Below are 17,491 nucleotides of genomic sequence, written 5' to 3' on the forward strand. Positions count from 1 at the left end.
TAGTTCGTCGATGTTGGTTTGTTTGAAATTATGCAATCTGACCAAACTTCCGTTTTATGGAAAATCTAAAGTCGAGTTTCTAGTAATGTTTCCAGTTTTTTTATATCAGGGGAGCTCCCTTGATAGCTTTCGATATACTTGCGAATAACCTTGGGGTTTTGAACGGCCATCATGTATTTTGGGGGAAGCTGGGTCAATGAATACAATTTCAAATTGCCTGCACTTTTACAAGCGTAAAGTTTTTCAACGGAGCTTTCCAAATCGGCAGCATTTTCCCAAAGAGTATCATCTAATGAAAAAATATCGGGTGTTTTTCGGATAAATTCTGCTAACCAAGCTTTGCAAGTATCTTTGTCATACTGACTATGTACCCCTAGCAGACCCGCCTCAATCTCAACATTCTTATGATTTATAAGGTAAGGCTCCAGTTGTTGGAGCAGAAGACTATAATAATCATTTATTCTAGGAGGGTTGTCAATTGGATTCCCGATAGAATCGATTAAGCTTAACCTTATTTTGGTATTATCTATCGTGTTCGGGATACGTGCTAATATGCATAAAATGGGGTGGCCACTTGCTATAGAATAATCTGAATAGATAAATGCTGCATGTTGTTTGTTACTTGCAATGAAATTCTGGATATCCCCAGTTAGTTTTAGCGGATCGGTTTTATCAAAGTTATGATGTGGGTTTTTGACTTCAATAGCCTTGTTCAAGCTGTCAATGGATAGGGCAAATATATCTGTATATTTACCATCTGCATCGTGTTCCTCTATTCCTAACTTTTTGAGGGCCTTATTTAAACTTTCCACCCCTGCCACTGCGTGTCTATAGAAGTCATCATAAGAGCTTGCCATAGTTGCTCTCTGATAAACGAGTCTACAATGTTGTATAATTTCTTTTTTTTCTTCAATTTGCGCATCATTCTGCTTTGTTTCAATCGGTTGAATTGTCCGTGATGCTAGAGAAGGATTTTCTTTGGAAGATCGTAGCCCGCTATTTTCTTTTCTGCTCTTGTGTGCGTCTTTACCTCTCGTCCAGCCACTGAGCCTGTTGTTTCGTCTTCAGAACTTTCAGATGGTATGGGCTGTTGATTTTCGTCTAATCTTATTGGGTGACTTTCTGGAATTTTTCGCATTTATAGAACCTGTCCTGACCAATTGATATTAACTATTATCGGTTTATCGGCTCGCCTTAACGTTTCTGTTGAGTAGCCGTATAGTGATCATATACGGCATCTTGCAATACCCATATTGGCAGGGGAAGGAATACTGGGAACGTTTTTAAATTTCTCGAACGTGCGGTTTATGGTGGGGAAGGGTGCAGGTTTTCTGTAGCGTGCAAACTCGTAAAGGCTTCGAGTTAATGAATCTTGAATTGATGAATAAAGCAGAATCTGGGCTATTTGCTGATAGATCATAATGTTTAGTGTTTTGCAGGGGTGTAATTAAAAGTGTTCCGCAGTCTGTAATTTTGTGATTTTTCTATTTTTGATACCGAGCATTCATGCGGGATAACAGCTGATGAAATTTAAATTTTCACCACCTCGGGAACACTTTTAAGTACACCCATTTTGCAGAGCGCAGCCATAGTGAAGACCTTATTTTCGTGCTGTTAATTTTCGGGGGATTGCCATCCAGGCTGTAGGATGCAAAGAAACTTCCAATGCAAAACAAGACAGATTTGATTGTTACAAAGATCTAAAAACTCTCAAGCTTGCAATATTGTCTAGTTCGGAGCTCTGTTAGAAACTAAGCACTACGAATGATGTTATTGCTGGTATAAAAAAAGCGGCTTTCGCCTAGGCTGATAAGCTGTGAGGGACCTGAGCATGACTCAGGTCCCTTTTTTAATGGTTAAAAATCAATAGGTTATAGTTTTTAAATATATAAAAATTCGTACGATGATGTAAAATAATACTATAAAAACAATTACTTATCTGTCCAACTGAAAAAATAATCTATCATTAAGTTATAACAAGTCAGCTTTCAGTTGGTTTTTATGGACAGAGTTATTGTTATAGATACGGAAACTACAGGGCTGTCGCCATCCAAAGGTGGACACCGTGTGATCAATATTGCGGCGGTGGAAATCATTGATGGAGAGGTTACGGGCAACACCTTTCACTCGTTTATCAACCCCGAAGGAAAGAAGAGCCAGCCTGGAGCCTTTAAGGTTCACAAACTAACGGCTGAATTTCTTTCAAAACAGCCCACATTCTCTAAAATTGCCACACCTCTGCTGGAGTTCATTTCTGGAGCTAGGCTCTCTTTTTATTCAAAAAACTTCGATATGCCCTTTATCCAATCTGAATTGGATCGAAGCGGTATAGATGTTGTATTGAGCAGAGACTTCGAGTCATCGTGCTTGATGGTTGATTTCGCCAACCGAGAAAACAACGGCAAATACGTTAAGTTGGATTCTGCCTGTATTAGATATGGTATCGATATATCTCAAAGAAAGGTGCATGGTGCTGCGATTGACGCAGAGTTAACAGCTCACTTATACGTCAAATTTCATTATGACGATGAAAGGCCTCTCAACCGAACTCCTCACCAGAAACCCAGAGAGGAAAAAGAAATCCGGCCAATACCGAGGGCGTTCAAACACCCGGAATCGGGTCAACTGATACAGCTTAACCATTGTAAAAACCCCAGTTGTAATAACTATGGTGTGCCAGCACTGAACCCAAAACTGAAAAAATCCGGTGAGCCCAAGAAGAGCTTAGGCAACGCTTACAAGCTGACTAATAGCAATGTTGGTAAGTCGCTAACCTGCAAGTTATGTGGATCGAGCACAAAGCTCATTAACAATAAAGCATTTGTATTAGAATCACTCCGACTTAATGCGATTTTCAGGTTAAGAGATATTTCATGCCCTGATGTGAAGCTTCAAACCTCAAATAGGCGCAAAAGGCCTTGCCGAAACGCAGCAGTCAATCTCTATAAACACCCCAAGAGATACACATTGAAAGGCACACGAGCTTCAGCCACCAAGAGGCAAGAGGAGATGTCTTCTCAGCGTATTCAATGTAAGGCTTGTAAAAACCAGTTCACCATTCCGCTGAACCCGCAAATGGGGCAAGCACGAAAAGATGTCAATGTGGCGCTGTTAAAGGGGTTGGTCAACAAAGGAATTTTGAACAGGCTCTCGGAGCAACTGGATATATCCATGAGCCTGATTTACCACAAACTCGAATTCTTTTATGAGCAGTGCATTCAGTTTGATCAGTGGCATATCAGTCAAAACCTGAATTCCCTTAACGGAAAACGGCTAACTCTCAGCATGGATCGTCAGCACTATCTTGTTAATTGGACAGAAAAAGAGGATGCCAGACCTACAAAGTTGGTAAATACGAGCACTGTTGATAACCAGAGTCGATTTGTCTTTGCCAGTACATTAAATTTCGATTTTACCAGTGACTGGGAAGCCATCAAAAAAGACAGCGCCATGCGTCGAGACTTTGAAAAACCTGAATGGAAGCGGCGTCATGCTCAATATGTACTCAAGGATAGAGAAGTTCAAGGAGATGATGTCAATGATGAATTATCACTGAAAGCACCTCAAAAAGGGCTCCTGGTGCAGCAAACATACTCATTAATGGCCCACCTGGAGCAAATGAAGCCATTTTATGATGTCATTGACTACTCGTACTTGATGGCAGATGACGATGAAGGGTTTGAGTTGGGTATTTGTCTGGTGCTTCGGGAATTGATTGAGAATAAGAAAATTTACCCTGTTCTGATTCGTGCTGACAGGAATAATGCGAGCCAAATGCAGGACAAAAGATCCTGGGCAGAGCAGGTTTTAAGGAAGCATGGGGTGGAGTTTAGCGGTAAAGGTAAGGACAATCTCACCCTTGCGGAAAAGAGAGAATTAGCCCAGAAGTATTGGGCAGCAAATTTGGAGCACCAGTTACATAACGCTGGTCATAGTCGCTCTGAATGGCTGGTTCATCCTTTTCCAAAATCACAACATTCTATTCAGTTAAAGCCATTGGTTGGTGTCGGAAAAGATCAATGGCTTGATGTGGCTGAAAGTTTGTTTGATAGCTCTACTCAAGGCGTAGACAACTACTTTCAGATGATTCGCAGAAGAATCAATGTACTCGAACGCCCGATCACCTCAGCGACCAATGGTCATCGCTGGAATGGCTACGCATCCTACAACCCTAAATGGAGTGTCATGCTTGTAGAGATTCTACGGGTTTACAACAACTATATTATTACCGACTCTAAAAAATTGAAGAACAAAGGCAGCAAACAGAAGCCATTAACTCCCGCTCAGAAACTCGGCCTGGCCGAAAAAAGATACTCAATACAGGATATTTTGAGCTTCAGCGCGTTCAAGGAATTCAAGGAAAACTACCATTAGTCAAGACAATTACAGCAAGGTGTTAATACCGGCAAGCAAGCCGCATACAGATGGCAGGAAACTACGCCTTTGCCAACTGTGATGATCTGTTGAACCTCTATAGCATGCTGGAAAGCGTTGGCCCTCTGGGAATCTATGAACTTCAAGACCAAGAGCTTGTAGTTTAACTGTTGTAAGCGTGAAGAAGAGTCGAAGGTTATAGGTAATATTTCTTTAACACCTGCTAAGCATGAGGCCGCAATATGCGGCCATTATCAGCTTTCAAGAATAAGGTTTTTAAGATTAATGACTGGAAAACACTTCTGTGCTTCCATCTTTTGTATAACTAATTACGTTATAAGCATCCTTTCTATTACCATACTCCATACCGGGTGAACCCATAGGCATTCCCGGCACTGCGATGCCCCGAATATTCGGTCTCGCAGTCAGCATATGTTTAATGTCTTCCGCAGGAACATGGCCTTCAATGGCATACCCATCCACAAACGCGGTATGGCATGAACCCATTCCGTGGGGCAGATTGGCTTTCTGCTTATATTTATTCACATCCTGCACATTGTGGCTCATGGTCTTGAAGCCATAGTCTTCCAAGTGCTTAACCCATTCTGTGCAGCACCCACAAGTAGGCGATTTATAGACCATAATGGTCGGGAGATTTTCTGTTGCCAGTGCCGACAGGGATGTAAAGGTCAGTACTGATCCGAGCATTAGCTGTTTCACTGTTGTCATGGATATGAACTCCGTTTGCATGATTCGGTGATTCTTTATTGTTGCGCAGCCCCACCGGAATGAGGCTGCTTACGGGTTATGATTTACGAACACTGAAACTGTGTCGCAGGTAATAAATAGCTGGCACCAGCATCAGAGTCACAATTAGTGAACTGGTAATACCGCCAATCATCGGCCCCGCTATACGCTGCATCACTTCAGCACCCGTGCCGTCATTCAGCATTACCGGCACCAGGCCAAACAGGATGGTGCAGACGGTCATCATAATAGGCCGCAGGCGCAGAACTGCTCCATCGAGTACAGCATTGCGGATATCCACCAGTGACAGACTACGATTCTGATCCACCGCCAGCGCACGACGCTCGTCTAGCGACTGGTTGAGATAGACCAGCATCATTATGGCATTTCCCACGGTGACACCCGCCAGTGCGATAAAGCCAACAGCCACGGCCACCGACATGTTGTAGCCCTGCAGGAACATCAGCCAGATACCGCCAATAAGGGCAAATGGTAATGTGCCAAGGATGGCCAGTACCTCAAAAATATGGCGGAAGGTCAGGAACAGCACCACGGTAATAAAGAACAAAGTTACCGGAATGATAATGGAGAGTCGTTCATTTGCACGCTCCATATATTCATACTGACCGGTCCAGTCCAGCGAGTAACCGGCAGGCAGATCAAGAGATTCGCGCACTACCGCCTGAGCTTCACGAACATAGGAGCCGAGGTCACGCCCTTCAATATCAATCAGCACACGGCCGGCGGGTCGGGCATTTTCGGAACGAATGGCACCGGGGCCGTCTTCAATATAAATATCCGCCACATCACCCAGGGCAATGCTCTGGCCAGCAGGGGTTACCAGTGGCAGCAGTTGCAGGTTTTCCACGGAATCCCGGTAGCTTTGCGGATAACGCAGATTTACCGGGTAACGCTCCAGCCCTTCCACCGTGCTGGTGACATTCATACCGCCAATAGCAGAGGATGCTACCGCCTGAATATCACTAATATTCAGGCCAAAACGGGCAGCCCGGACACGGTCAATATCCACCTTGATATAACGACCACCCACAACCCGCTCCGCATATACGGATAAAGTCCCGGGCACCGGTTGCAGAATCTGCTCAAGCTGGCGACCAAGGTCTTCTATGACCTTGAGATCAGGTCCGGTGACCTGAATACCCACCGGCGTTTTAATGCCGGTTGAGAGCATATCGATACGGGTACGGATCGGCATCACCCAGGCATTGCTGACACCGGGCAGTTTCACCAGTTCTTCCAGCTCTGCTCGCAGGGTTCCCGGTGTCATACCATCACGCCATTCATTGCGGGGCTTGAGCTGAACCACGGTTTCGATCATGGTCAGGGGTGAAGGATCAGTGGCGGTATTCGCACGCCCCACCTTACCAAATACCGTGTCCACTTCCGGCAGTGTTTTAATCAGGCGATCCGTCTGTTGCAGCAGCTCCCTTGCCTTACCGACAGAAAGACCGGCATAGGTGGTCGGCATATACATCAGATCGCCTTCATCCAGCGGTGGCATAAACTCGCTACCCAGCTTTGAGGCAGGCCAGAAACCGACGATCATCAGCAGCAATGCGCCACCCACCACGGTTGTTGGCCAGTTCAGAGCCTGTGTTACAAACGGGCGGTACGCCGCCATCATCGCCCGGTTCACCGGGTTACGCTGTTCCGGCATCACCTTGCCACGCACCAGATATCCAATCAGTACCGGCACCAGGGTAATGGTCAGACCGGCGGCAACGACCATGCCGTAGGACTTGGTAAAGGCCAGCGGTGAGAACATTCGGCCTTCCTGTGCCTGCAAACTGAAAACCGGCATAAAGCTGATGGCTTCAATCAGCAGGGAGAAAAACAACGGCGGCCCGACTTCCAGAGACGACTGTCGTACGACTTCCCAGCGGTTAGCGGCAGTGACTTTGACCTTTTGCAAATGTTTGTGGAAATTCTCAATCATTACGATTGAGCCATCCACCATCGAACCAATGGCAACGGCAATCCCGCCCAAAGACATAATGTTCGCGTTCAGCCCCTGAGCGTACATTATGACAAAGGCACCCAGAATGCCTAGCGGCAGGCTGATAAGTATCACCAGCGACGAGCGAAAATGCAGCAGAAACAGTGCGCAAATCGCCATCACAATCAGCAACTGTATGACCAATGTGCTGGTCAGGGTGTTGATGGAGTTTGCCACCAGATTAGAGCGGTCATAAGTGGTAATAATTTCAACACCTTCCGGCAGTCCCTGCGCCAGCTCCTGAAGTTTTACCTTTACGGTATCAATCACCTTCTGGGCGTTTTCACCAAAGCGCATTACGATAATGCCGCCTACCACTTCACCTTCACCATTCAGATCGGCAATGCCTCGGCGCATCTGCGGACCTTCCCGCACTTCAGCCACATCACCCACAGTAAGAGGTGTCCCTTCAAGCGTGACCATTAACGGCACCTGACGGATATCTTCCATGCTTTGCAGATAGCCGGTAATGCGGACAATGTATTCCGCCTCCGCCATTTCAATGGCCGATGCCCCGGATTCGCGGTTACCTTGTTCCAGTGCCATACGCAGCTGTTGCAGAGGAATGCCATAGGCACGCAATTTGTCGGGATCAGCAATCACCTGATATTGGCGCACCATACCACCAACAGTAGCCACCTCACTGACACCGGGCACTGACTGCAACTGGAACTTCAGATACCAGTCCTGCAGGCTGGTCAACTGGGCCAGATCATGCTGGCCGGTGCGATCCACCAAGGCGTAGTTAAACACCCAACCAACACCAGTGGCATCAGGCCCCAGAGCGGTAGTCGCTTCGGCAGGCAGGCTGGACTGTACCTGGTTCAGGTATTCCAGCACCCGGGAGCGTGCCCAGTACATATCAGTACCATCTTCAAACAGGATATAAACGTAAGAGCTGCCGAACATGGAGGCACCACGCACATCCACAGCACCTGGCACGGCCATCATGGCCGTGGTCAGGGGATAGGTCACCTGATCTTCCACCAGTTGCGGTGCCTGACCGGGGTAGTCTGTTTTAATAATCACCTGCACATCGGACAGGTCAGGCAAAGCGTCAACAGGCGTATTTTTCGTGACCCAAACACCTGCAAACAGCAGCGCCAATGCTGCCAGTAACACCAGGAAGCGATTTCCCAGCGATCCGCGAATAATCGCCTTGATCATGGTAATACTCCTCAGTGTCCCTTGTGACGGGAATGATCCATGCCGTTGTGGTTCATCTGATGATCGGAATGATCCATTTTTTTATGGTTCATATCTCCGTGATTCATGGGCTGGTGAGGCATATTGTGACCGGAGTGATCCATGCCTTCGTGGTTCATTCTGTGATCGGAATGATTCATATCTTTATGGTTCATTCTGTGATCGGAATGATTCATACCTTTGTGGTACTCATTCTCTTCAGCCTGTGCCGGAGAGCTGAACAGCTGCAGTGTACCTAATGCCGCCAGCACCGCCAGAGCCATCAGGAAGCGATTGTTCTTCAGTCCGTTATTGATAACCTTGATCATGATGGTGCTCCTTAATGACCCATTTTGCTGTGATCGGTTTCTGGCATGTTGTGGCTGGAATGATCCATGCTTTCGTGGTTCATACCCGACATATCATGACCGGAGTGATCCATGCCTTCGTGGTTCATGCCTGACATATCATGACCAGAGTGGTCCATGCCTTCATGGTTCATACCAGAGCCAGACAATCTGGCAGGAGCCTGATCCAGCGTTTCAACCGCCAATATCTGATAACCACCCATTGCCGTTTTTTCCACTTCAAAGCGAATAGCCTGTCCCTGGTCAAAGGTTGTCATATCCACTGACGGACTGAGTTCAAAATCCATGGTCATGGCAGGCCAGCCCCATTCATCAACCGGGGCATGGGTAATACTCAGGGCCGATGAACTGGCTTGCTCCAGAATGCCCTCAATCCAGACTGTATCGCTCACCGGTTCTTCAAACCGGCTCAGGTCAGCGGTGATACTGGATTCAGAATCCAGCAGGAACTGTGCAGAAGTCACTACTTTATCGTTTTCAGATAAGCCCCTGAGGACCTCAACTCGGTCCCCGACACGACGACCTGTCTGCACCAATACCGAGCGGAATTTACCACCACCAAGGTTTTTCACCACCCGTTCCTGCTCACCGGTACGAATCAGTGCTTCATGGGGAACGCTGAGGGCAGTGAACGAGTCAGTGTTGATGCGAATGCGCGAATACATATTGGGTTTCAAGCGCGCATTCGGGTTATCAAACTTCAATCGTACTCTCAGGCTGCGGGTCTGCGGGTCCAGTTCCGGATACACATAATCGACCATTCCCTGCCATTCCTGTCCCGGCAGATACTCCATGGTCATGGTGGCTTTCTGCCCGGGTTTGACCAGTTGTGACTGACGCTCAAACACATCGGCAACCACCCAGACATTGTCCAAGCTGGCCAGCTCGATAATGGTTTTTGAGGGATTGATGTAACCACCATCACGGGTGTTCAGCTGAGATACATAACCATCACTGGGCGCATAAAAAGAAAGAGTGCGTTCAATCTGACGACGCTCAACGATTTTGTTGATGGTTCTGGCCGGAACATCTAATGATTCAAGGCGTTCTTTCGATGCCCGGATCAGCGACTGATTGCCTGAACGCAATGCCGACAGCAGTTCTTCCTGGGCATTCACCAGAGCGGGAGAGTACAGATCAAACAGCTTGCTGCCCTTGCGTACAAACTCGCCTCTGGACGACACCTGAATATTTTCTACCCAGCCTTCCACCCGGCTGTTGACCTGATACAGGCTATCTTCGTTGTAACCAATCAGACCCACCGTATTAATGCGCGGTTCAAGGGTTTGCGTCGTGGCTGAGGCAGATCGCACACCCAAATTATTTTTCACGGCAGAAGAAATCACTACGGTGCCCGGTGCCTCATCAGCACCAGCCGGTTCTTCATAAACCGGCACCAGATCCATCCCCATGGGCGACTTGCCCGGTTTATCACGACGATAGTTTGGGTCCATAGGGGCTACCCAGTACAAAGGCTCTTTATTCCCTGTACCAATAGCCATGGTGGTCATGCTCGCATGAGAAGTCCCATGGGACATTCCACTGTGACTGTTCAGATAACGCTGGGAAACCATGCCCGCAGAAAAGGCGACGGCACAAGCCAGCAGGGTCAGTGTGAGTTTTTTCATTACCGTTTCACTCCTTTGGCTGGCAGCAAGTAACGCAGGCGTGCATGGCTTTGCAGAGTATCTGCCTGAAGCCGCGTGTATTCAAGGGTCATTTCCAATCGGGCTTTATAGGACTGAATCACATCGGTAAAATCACCTGCATCGGCCTGATAAGCCTTTAGCGAGGCTTCCGACTGACTGATCACCTTTGGCACCAGCTGTGCACGGAATAAGGAAAGGCGATTTTTCAGCCCCTGATAGCGGGCAGCTTCGGTCTGTAACTGTCCCTGCAACTGCCGCAGGGTTTCCATCCGCTGTGCTGCGCTGGCTTCACGACGATACTGGCTGGCAGCGAGCTGACGTTCCTGACGGTTAGCGGTGAACAGTGGGATATCCAGCATCACCATGGCGGAAAATTTATTGCGGCTGTCGCTAGTACCCATGGCGCTCATATCAGCCATTTCACGCCCGTATTTAAACTCAAAGCCCCACTGAGGGTTGTAGCCTTCTTTGGCCAGGGCAATATCCTGCTCGGATTGAGTGATCGCCAGATCAGCATTCTGCACCAGAGGGTGCTGTAACAGCTTCTGGTCATTGATTTCCGCTATGGAGGGGGTGTCAGGCAGTTCAGTGCTGATGTTTCCCACATCAGCCTGTCCCAGCCAGCGTGCTAGCTGCGCCCGGCTTTGTGCCAGTTCAGAGCTGAAACTGACGATGCGGTCTTCCAGCCGGGACAGTTCCAATTCGGCACGCAGCAAGTCCTGCTGATTCTTGCGTCCCTGGCTATACATGGATTCAGTGACTGACTGCAGACTTTCAAACAGATGGCGATCATCCTGTAACTGTTGCAACGCCTGCTGCCAATACCAGGCATCAAGCCAGGCCAGGCGCACTTCCCGCAGTATGGTCAGTTGCCGATCAGACGCAGCCACCCTAGCGGTTTCGCCCTGTAATTCACTTTTTCGGCGCTGAATTTGGGCGCTGTCGCCCCTTGGCAACATTTGCTCCACCTTCAGTTCGATCATTCCCTGATCAAAAGGATCGGGTTTATTTCCGGGAAGATTCATCGTGCCGATGGACAGGGTCGGATCCATCCAGGTATCGGCAGCAATGGCCTGCTCCGCAAAGGCACTGCTCTTCGCCTTTAATGCCTGCACACCATAATCGGCGGCCAGTGCCCGCTGCTCAGCTTCTGGCAGGGTCAGCACTCCGGCCTGTAGCGATGCGGCAAAAGTCGTCAGGCCAATGACCTTCAGAGGCAGGGCTGCCAGACGCTTTCGCGCCGTCACATTTCTGCGACTATAGGAAAACATGTTTTTTCTCCGTTGGAGAACTGTGTGTTGCAACGCTGTTAGCCATTACAGACGAGCAGCAGTACACGACAATTCAAAAGCAATAACTGTGATAGATACGGTATTGCACCAACGGCTTACTCTAGGAAGGAGGCTTTCACCAGATAGATTTCGGGCTGGGAGGAGAGAATATTGGGTTCAGTAAACACCTGCCAGGTACGGGTTTGCGTTGCATGGTTTAACGCTTCCTGCACCACTACATAAAGCAAGGCATACAGAGGTTTTAGATCGGAAAGGCTGCTGAGATGCAGTGCCGGATCACTGTCTTCACAATCCGGACAGGCCATTTCCCTATCACCCACAGTATGAGACAGGGATGAATCGGAAATACAGCAGTCATGCACATCCCCTGCGAGGACGACTTCATGAACCATTTCCGCCATCATTTCATGGTGGCTGGCAGACTGTTGATGATTATTACCATGAGACATCGTTTGGCCCTGTGCCATCGACATCATGCAAAACTGCAGCACAGACAGAATCATTACAGCTAATAAAGCTGCGCTGATTGAGCGACTGTGTTGATAGGAAAGTTTTACCAGCATGGTTATCATAGATAATGGTTTAATATCCGCACACTATATGCATCTCGACCGCCATGCGTCAACAATGAGTTTTACCATTGATGAACACAGGCTTATCTTGGGAAAGGTCAGCGTTAAAAAAGGACTTTGTGATGACAATAGACAAAGTAAAAAACTTGGTTGTTTCAGTCGTTGGTCTTATCAGTCTGCTGTTACCGCTAGCGGGCAACACAGCAAGTACACACAATCACCATCATGGTCATAAGATGGAGCACAACACCGGGCAAGGTGCAGGCAAGCCTGGCACTCAGCAAGACGTTGACCGAACGATTTCTGTTACCATGCACGACAACATGCGTTACAGCCTTGACGGGCTACGGGTAAAAGCCGGAGAGACCATTCGCTTCATGATCACCAACAAAGGCAAAATTCCCCATGAATTCACCATCGGGGATCGGAAATCATTGCTGCAACACAGGGATATGATGAGGAAAATGCCAGATATGCATCACGAAAAAGATAATGCGATCACTCTGAATCCCGGCAAGTTTGGTGAGTTAATCTGGACGTTTGGGCATGCCTCAGATATACAGGTCGCCTGTTTGATACCGGGGCATTATGAAGCAGGGATGAAGTTTGCTGTTCAAGTGCAGCATTTAAAATAACTTGGCAAGAATACACACTTCATTCTGATCCGTTGAGCTGGCAGTAGCCTCACTTACATGCAGAGGCTCTTACTGACTCATCTTGAGGGGCTGATTGTCTACGTCCTGTTGACTTATTAAATCACCACTAAAACAACTTGATGCAATAGTCACTGCTGTCCTCCTTTATTTTTTGATAAAGCGGAAAAAATCAGGGGAATTAGGAGTTTTCGCTGTAATGATGGCTGCAATTGGATAGCATATCATATTGATATTTTTTTAGTTAGCTGTATAACCTTCTGTTTTTAAAAGACTATTTTACATCACCGTACGTTTTTTACACTAATTTATTTTTCTATCTTATTGATTTTTAAGCATTAAAAAAGGGACCTAAGTCATTTTAGGTCCCTCACAGCTTATCAGCCTAGCTTTCGCCGCTTTTTTTTGGTCTGGAGGAAAGTCCTTCAAACCGCTCTTCAATAAACTCAGTGAGATCAGTTGCCGGAAAAATTAACTGAATCTTAGTTGAGCTTTTCCTTGATGCGAGCAGCTTTGCCGCTCAGCTCACGGAGGTAGTACAGCTTAGCCTGACGAACGTCACCACGACGCTTCACAGTAACAGAAGCAATCAGCGGAGAGTAAGTCTGGAAAGTACGCTCAACACCTACACCGCTAGAGATCTTACGAACGGTGAAAGCAGAGTTCAGACCACGGTTACGCTTGGCGATGACAACACCTTCAAACGCCTGAAGACGCTCACGAGTGCCTTCTTTTACCTTAACCTGTACGACAACAGTGTCACCCTGGCCGAAGGCCGGGATTTCTTTGTTCATCTGCTCAGCTTCGAGCTGTGCAATGATTTTGTTTTTGCTCATTTAAAAATGCTCCCAGTTAGTCAATGTTCCGCTCGGCTTGAAACTCCGATAGTAACTTCTCTTCCTCGCTGGTCAGTGTCCTGTTCTCTAAGAGTTCAGGTCGTCTCAGCCAGGTTCTGCCCAGGGATTGCTTCAGTCGCCAGCGCTCGATGTGCGCATGGTTGCCTGAGAGCAATACCGGCGGCACTTCCTGTCCTTCGAATAGCTCCGGACGGGTGTAGTGCGGACAATCAAGAAGACCATCTGCAAATGAGTCTTCTGCTGCGGAATCCTTATGACCAAGGGTGCCCGGTACAAAGCGTGAAACTGCATCAATCAGAGTCATGGCGGCTAATTCACCACCACTTAACACGAAATCACCGATAGACCATTCTTCATCAATCTCGGTCTGGATTACGCGCTCGTCAATACCTTCATATCGCCCCGCGACCAGGATCAGTTTCTTGCTTTGGGCAAGTTCCTCTACACCTTGTTGATCGAGTACACGACCCTGGGGTGAGAGGTAGATCACTTTGGCCTCGGCTCCTGCAGTTTTGCGGGCTGCCTGGATGGCGTCACGCAGAGGTTGAATTTTCATCAACATGCCGGGACCACCGCCATAAGGTCGGTCATCCACGGTTCGGTGTCTATCGTGGGTAAAATCCCTGGGATTCCAGGTTTCTACCTCGATCAGCTTGTCCTTTACCGCGCGGCCGGTAATACCGTGCTCGGTAATGGCCCGGAACATGTCCGGGAATAAGCTGACGACACCGAACCACATTTCGGTGTCTATGGCGCTCTTGTTGTCTTCCTGATGTTCATCAAGTTCATCATGAGTCGTCATAGTCACTAAAACTCCGGGTCCCAATCTACCCGGATAAACCCTTTCTCAGGGTTTACGTCTAATACCACCGTTCCGACAAGCCAGGGCACCAAACGCTCTTTACGGTCAATGCTGCCTTTTGAGGGGCGAATGACCAGAACGTCGTTGGCACCGGTTTCCATCAGGTGGCTGACTTTGCCCAGCAGTACGTTGTCTCCCTCAGCGTTGCGAGAGAAAACATCCAGCGATTCCAGTTGATGCCAGTATATTTCGTCATCTTCCGGTTCGGGCAATTCGTCGAGATTGACGGTGATTTCGTATCCGCAGTAACTGCGGGCGATTTCACGATCATCGCAACCGACGATATGGGCGACCAGTCCTTTACCATGTTGGCGGGCCTGATCGATTTCAACGGTTTTTAATTCACCGTTGCGGTCTAAGATCCAGCTTGGGTAGTTGAGGATGTTTTCCATCGGGCTGGTGTTAGAGTGAATCTTTAGCCAGCCTTTGACGCCGTAAACGGCGGAAATATGGCCTAACGTTATGCGCTTTACAGCGCCCTCTACTGCCTTTGTCACTGACTCTTTAACCTCGCAAACCTCACGCAGCCTTGTTAGCTTCTTTCAGAAGCTGGGCAACGCGGTCAGATGCAGTAGCACCCTGGCCCAGCCAGAATGTTACACGCTCGTTGTCTACACGCAGACGCTCTTCCTGTCCACGAGCAGTAGGATTGAAAAAGCCTACACGCTCGATGAAACGACCGCCGTTAGCATTACGGCTGTCAGCTACGGTCAGGTGGTAAAATGGGCGCTTTTTGGAGCCACCACGAGCTAAACGAATGGTTACCATGGAATAGGTTTTCCTATAGTTGTTTCCGGCAACTGATTTCTGAATTTACCTCTGCCTTGTGTGCAAGACACTCGACAAAATTCAGAAGAGTCCTGACAGCCTTGGTTGAGGATTGCTCCGTTTCCAGGCTGTCAACTCATCCATGATCGGATTTATGCCAATCATAAAGGCCGCATATTGTAGGGGAAACTGGCGGTGGGGGCAATATACAGTTCTTAGGTATATAACCGTAATACTTCTGAGTAACTGGAGTTACGCCCCCTACGAATCATCTAGGTTTCCAGAAGAGACCATTGCTCTGCAGCCCTTATTCCTTCGATAAAAGTGCGTAACATCAGTGAGTAAATTGTTTGCCCTGCTGACTCACTGGTTAGTGACTCTTTGGGTGTTGTGGATACACTATAAAGCTCTTTCCATCATCGTAGGAGTAACATTATGGCTAGAGTTGAATCACCGGCACCTTTGTGTATGTGTCAGCAAGCACTTAATGATATGAGTGATGAGCTTCTGTTAGCTGCAGGGCGCACAGAGTCCTTGCAAAAGCGTGCTCTTAAAGCGCATGTTAGGTACGACCACTTAATAGATACTGGAACCTTCAACAGGTTTGAGGCTTCCGTACAGCCAGCTGTTAACGAATATATTCAAAAGGTTGCTGATAGGGCTACTGAACCATCGGAACTTCAAACACGAGGTCTAGGTTTGCGTTCAGTCATTTATAAACTTATCGAGGCTTGTACTTCATTGAAATATGATGCTAGTACACCTGAGGAAGACGCGGATCCCAATGATTATCGCCGCCGTGCTGGCCGTGCATTGGACAGATTTGAAGTGCAGAAGGAAAGGCTTAAAGATGTCAGAATATGACTGAGGGGTTAAGGCAGTCGGGTTAAAGGTATTCTCAAGCGTCAAGTTTAACGCCCTCCTGTCAGGGCTTTTGATCCACTCCCTATACTGATAGAAGCCAGTCTGTGCAGTTTGGCGATTTCTTCAGTATCGGGTGGTTTGAAAACGCATGGACGCAAAAAAAGGGCTTATTCTCTCTGGTTTTCTGTTTGCAGCGCTGCTGCTGATCAGTACCTTTCTTGAAGTGGAAGTGTTCACCCGCGCCGATGGTGAAGTGTCCTCCTTTCTTCCTCCTGCTCATGTGGATTTTGCTGACGATGGCATGATTCAGCACATTTATTCGTCTGAAGGGGATTTCGTCAAAAAAGGTGAAATTCTCGTTGAGTTGGATCATGCCGAACAAAAGATCAATCTTGAGATTCTCACCGGTAAAGCCCAGTTGCTGGATAAGAAAATAGCAATATTGAACGCACTTCTGGACGAACAGGCGCTGGATGGCTTTGACGATCTTGAACCAGGCAGTGAGCGTGAAGAGAAGTTGGCAAGGCAGGTCGAACGGTTTCTACAGATCAGTAATAACTATTATGAGAGTTTGCAGAATTTGCGGGAGCTTGTGGCCATCGATAATCAGAAGAGTCAGGCCATTTTATCGCTATTTAACCGTAAGGCGGTGAGTTCTGTGCAATCCATGGACGCCACGCAGAAGGTGCTCCGATCCAGAAAAGATTTGCTGAAGGTGAAAAAGGATTTTGAAGAGCGGATTGTATTTGAGATTGAGCGCTATGAAGAACAGCGTCGGGAAGTGCTGAGCAGTATTCGCCTTTATCAATATTATCTGGAGCGTTCTTATATTCGCTCGCCAGTAAACGGGGTCGTCCGCCATGTGAATTTTTCCCAGGAAGGGAAGTTTATCAGTCAAGGCGATACCTTTGCGGAAATCATCGAAGACACACCGCAGCCCTTCAAAATTACGTTGAAAGTCTCAGCCAAAGATATCGGGATGATTCAAGCGGAAAAAGAAGTCCGACTTCTGCTGGATGCTTATGACCATACCGTGTTTGGTTATCTGGACGGGGTGATCAGTCATGTCAGTGTCGATCGCCTTGAAGAATCCGGCAATGAGTTTTTCTATCGTGTGGAGGTGGTGCCGAAACAGTCCTATCTGGAATATAAAGAGCAACGTTTTCCATTGAAATACGGTATGACCCTTTTTGGCACCATTGAAAGAGGGCGCATTTCTTTGATCAGCTATCTGATGAGCCCGGTAATCAAACACTTCCACCAGATCGGCCATATCTAACCGG

General features: G+C 47.7%; 15 protein-coding genes. 4 read left to right on the forward strand and 11 right to left on the reverse strand.

Going from position 1 to position 17,491, the window contains the following annotated elements; translation table 11 throughout:
• Positions 1-65: 65 nt before the first annotated feature.
• Positions 66-857 carry a hypothetical protein gene (locus tag Q1B11_RS13500; protein WP_299733565.1) on the reverse strand — a complete coding sequence of 264 codons (792 nt, stop codon included), beginning with the start codon at positions 855-857 and terminating at the stop codon, positions 66-68.
• 1,144 nt (positions 858-2,001) lie between these two features.
• On the opposite strand from Q1B11_RS13500, the gene Q1B11_RS13505 reads away from it, so the two are divergent.
• Positions 2,002-4,374 (forward strand): exonuclease domain-containing protein, encoded by a 2,373-nt coding sequence (locus Q1B11_RS13505; RefSeq protein ID WP_299733567.1) that lies wholly within the window; start codon positions 2,002-2,004, stop codon positions 4,372-4,374.
• A 282-nt stretch (positions 4,375-4,656) separates the two neighbouring features.
• Here Q1B11_RS13505 and Q1B11_RS13510 read toward each other — a convergent pair whose 3' ends face one another.
• From Q1B11_RS13510 to Q1B11_RS13535, 6 genes are all read right to left on the reverse strand, one after another.
• Entirely contained in the window at positions 4,657-5,103 is a 447-nt protein-coding gene (locus Q1B11_RS13510) for a DUF411 domain-containing protein (RefSeq protein ID WP_299733570.1), read from the reverse strand.
• A gap of 76 nt (positions 5,104-5,179) precedes the next feature.
• Positions 5,180-8,305, reverse strand: coding sequence for a CusA/CzcA family heavy metal efflux RND transporter (locus Q1B11_RS13515; protein WP_299733572.1), 3,126 nt, complete (start codon positions 8,303-8,305; stop codon positions 5,180-5,182).
• A gap of 11 nt (positions 8,306-8,316) precedes the next feature.
• Positions 8,317-8,652 carry a hypothetical protein gene (locus tag Q1B11_RS13520; RefSeq protein ID WP_299733574.1) on the reverse strand — a complete coding sequence of 112 codons (336 nt, stop codon included), beginning with the start codon at positions 8,650-8,652 and terminating at the stop codon, positions 8,317-8,319.
• A gap of 11 nt (positions 8,653-8,663) precedes the next feature.
• Positions 8,664-10,319, reverse strand: coding sequence for an efflux RND transporter periplasmic adaptor subunit (locus Q1B11_RS13525; RefSeq protein ID WP_299733576.1), 1,656 nt, complete (start codon positions 10,317-10,319; stop codon positions 8,664-8,666).
• Positions 10,319-11,611, reverse strand: a complete 1,293-nt coding sequence (locus Q1B11_RS13530) for a TolC family protein (RefSeq protein WP_299733577.1) — start codon at positions 11,609-11,611, stop codon at positions 10,319-10,321. Before Q1B11_RS13530 ends, Q1B11_RS13525 begins: the two co-directional genes overlap by 1 nt.
• 116 nt (positions 11,612-11,727) lie before the next feature.
• Complete coding sequence (locus Q1B11_RS13535; RefSeq protein WP_299733578.1) at positions 11,728-12,195, reverse strand: hypothetical protein; 468 nt, start codon at positions 12,193-12,195, stop codon at positions 11,728-11,730.
• Between the two features lie 131 nt (positions 12,196-12,326).
• On the opposite strand from Q1B11_RS13535, the gene Q1B11_RS13540 reads away from it, so the two are divergent.
• Positions 12,327-12,839 carry a cupredoxin family protein gene (locus tag Q1B11_RS13540; RefSeq protein ID WP_299733579.1) on the forward strand — a complete coding sequence of 171 codons (513 nt, stop codon included), beginning with the start codon at positions 12,327-12,329 and terminating at the stop codon, positions 12,837-12,839.
• A 500-nt stretch (positions 12,840-13,339) separates the two neighbouring features.
• Here Q1B11_RS13540 and rplS read toward each other — a convergent pair whose 3' ends face one another.
• The 4 genes from rplS to rpsP all read right to left on the reverse strand — a co-directional run bounded on the left by rplS (position 13,340) and on the right by rpsP (position 15,344).
• Positions 13,340-13,693 carry a 50S ribosomal protein L19 gene (gene rplS, locus Q1B11_RS13545; RefSeq protein WP_299733580.1) on the reverse strand — a complete coding sequence of 118 codons (354 nt, stop codon included), beginning with the start codon at positions 13,691-13,693 and terminating at the stop codon, positions 13,340-13,342.
• 16 nt (positions 13,694-13,709) lie between these two features.
• Positions 13,710-14,453, reverse strand: coding sequence for a tRNA (guanosine(37)-N1)-methyltransferase TrmD (gene trmD / locus Q1B11_RS13550; RefSeq protein WP_299733677.1), 744 nt, complete (start codon positions 14,451-14,453; stop codon positions 13,710-13,712).
• Positions 14,454-14,521: 68 nt separating this feature from the next.
• A complete protein-coding gene (rimM, locus tag Q1B11_RS13555) occupies positions 14,522-15,073 on the reverse strand; it encodes a ribosome maturation factor RimM (RefSeq protein ID WP_299733581.1) in 552 nt (183 codons plus the stop codon).
• Between the two features lie 22 nt (positions 15,074-15,095).
• Positions 15,096-15,344 carry a 30S ribosomal protein S16 gene (rpsP, locus tag Q1B11_RS13560; RefSeq protein WP_299733582.1) on the reverse strand — a complete coding sequence of 83 codons (249 nt, stop codon included), beginning with the start codon at positions 15,342-15,344 and terminating at the stop codon, positions 15,096-15,098.
• 435 nt (positions 15,345-15,779) lie between these two features.
• Here rpsP and Q1B11_RS13565 point away from each other — a divergent pair, with 435 nt between their 5' ends.
• Both Q1B11_RS13565 and Q1B11_RS13570 read left to right on the forward strand, forming a co-directional pair.
• The gene (locus Q1B11_RS13565; protein ID WP_299733583.1) at positions 15,780-16,208 is read left to right on the forward strand and encodes a hypothetical protein; all 429 of its coding nucleotides are present in this window, start codon (positions 15,780-15,782) and stop codon (positions 16,206-16,208) included.
• Between the two features lie 148 nt (positions 16,209-16,356).
• The gene (locus tag Q1B11_RS13570) at positions 16,357-17,487 is read left to right on the forward strand and encodes an HlyD family efflux transporter periplasmic adaptor subunit (RefSeq protein ID WP_299733584.1); all 1,131 of its coding nucleotides are present in this window, start codon (positions 16,357-16,359) and stop codon (positions 17,485-17,487) included.
• Positions 17,488-17,491 lie beyond the last annotated feature (4 nt).

Source organism: uncultured Endozoicomonas sp., from assembly GCF_947495845.1.
Taxonomy (GTDB): domain Bacteria; phylum Pseudomonadota; class Gammaproteobacteria; order Pseudomonadales; family Endozoicomonadaceae; genus Endozoicomonas.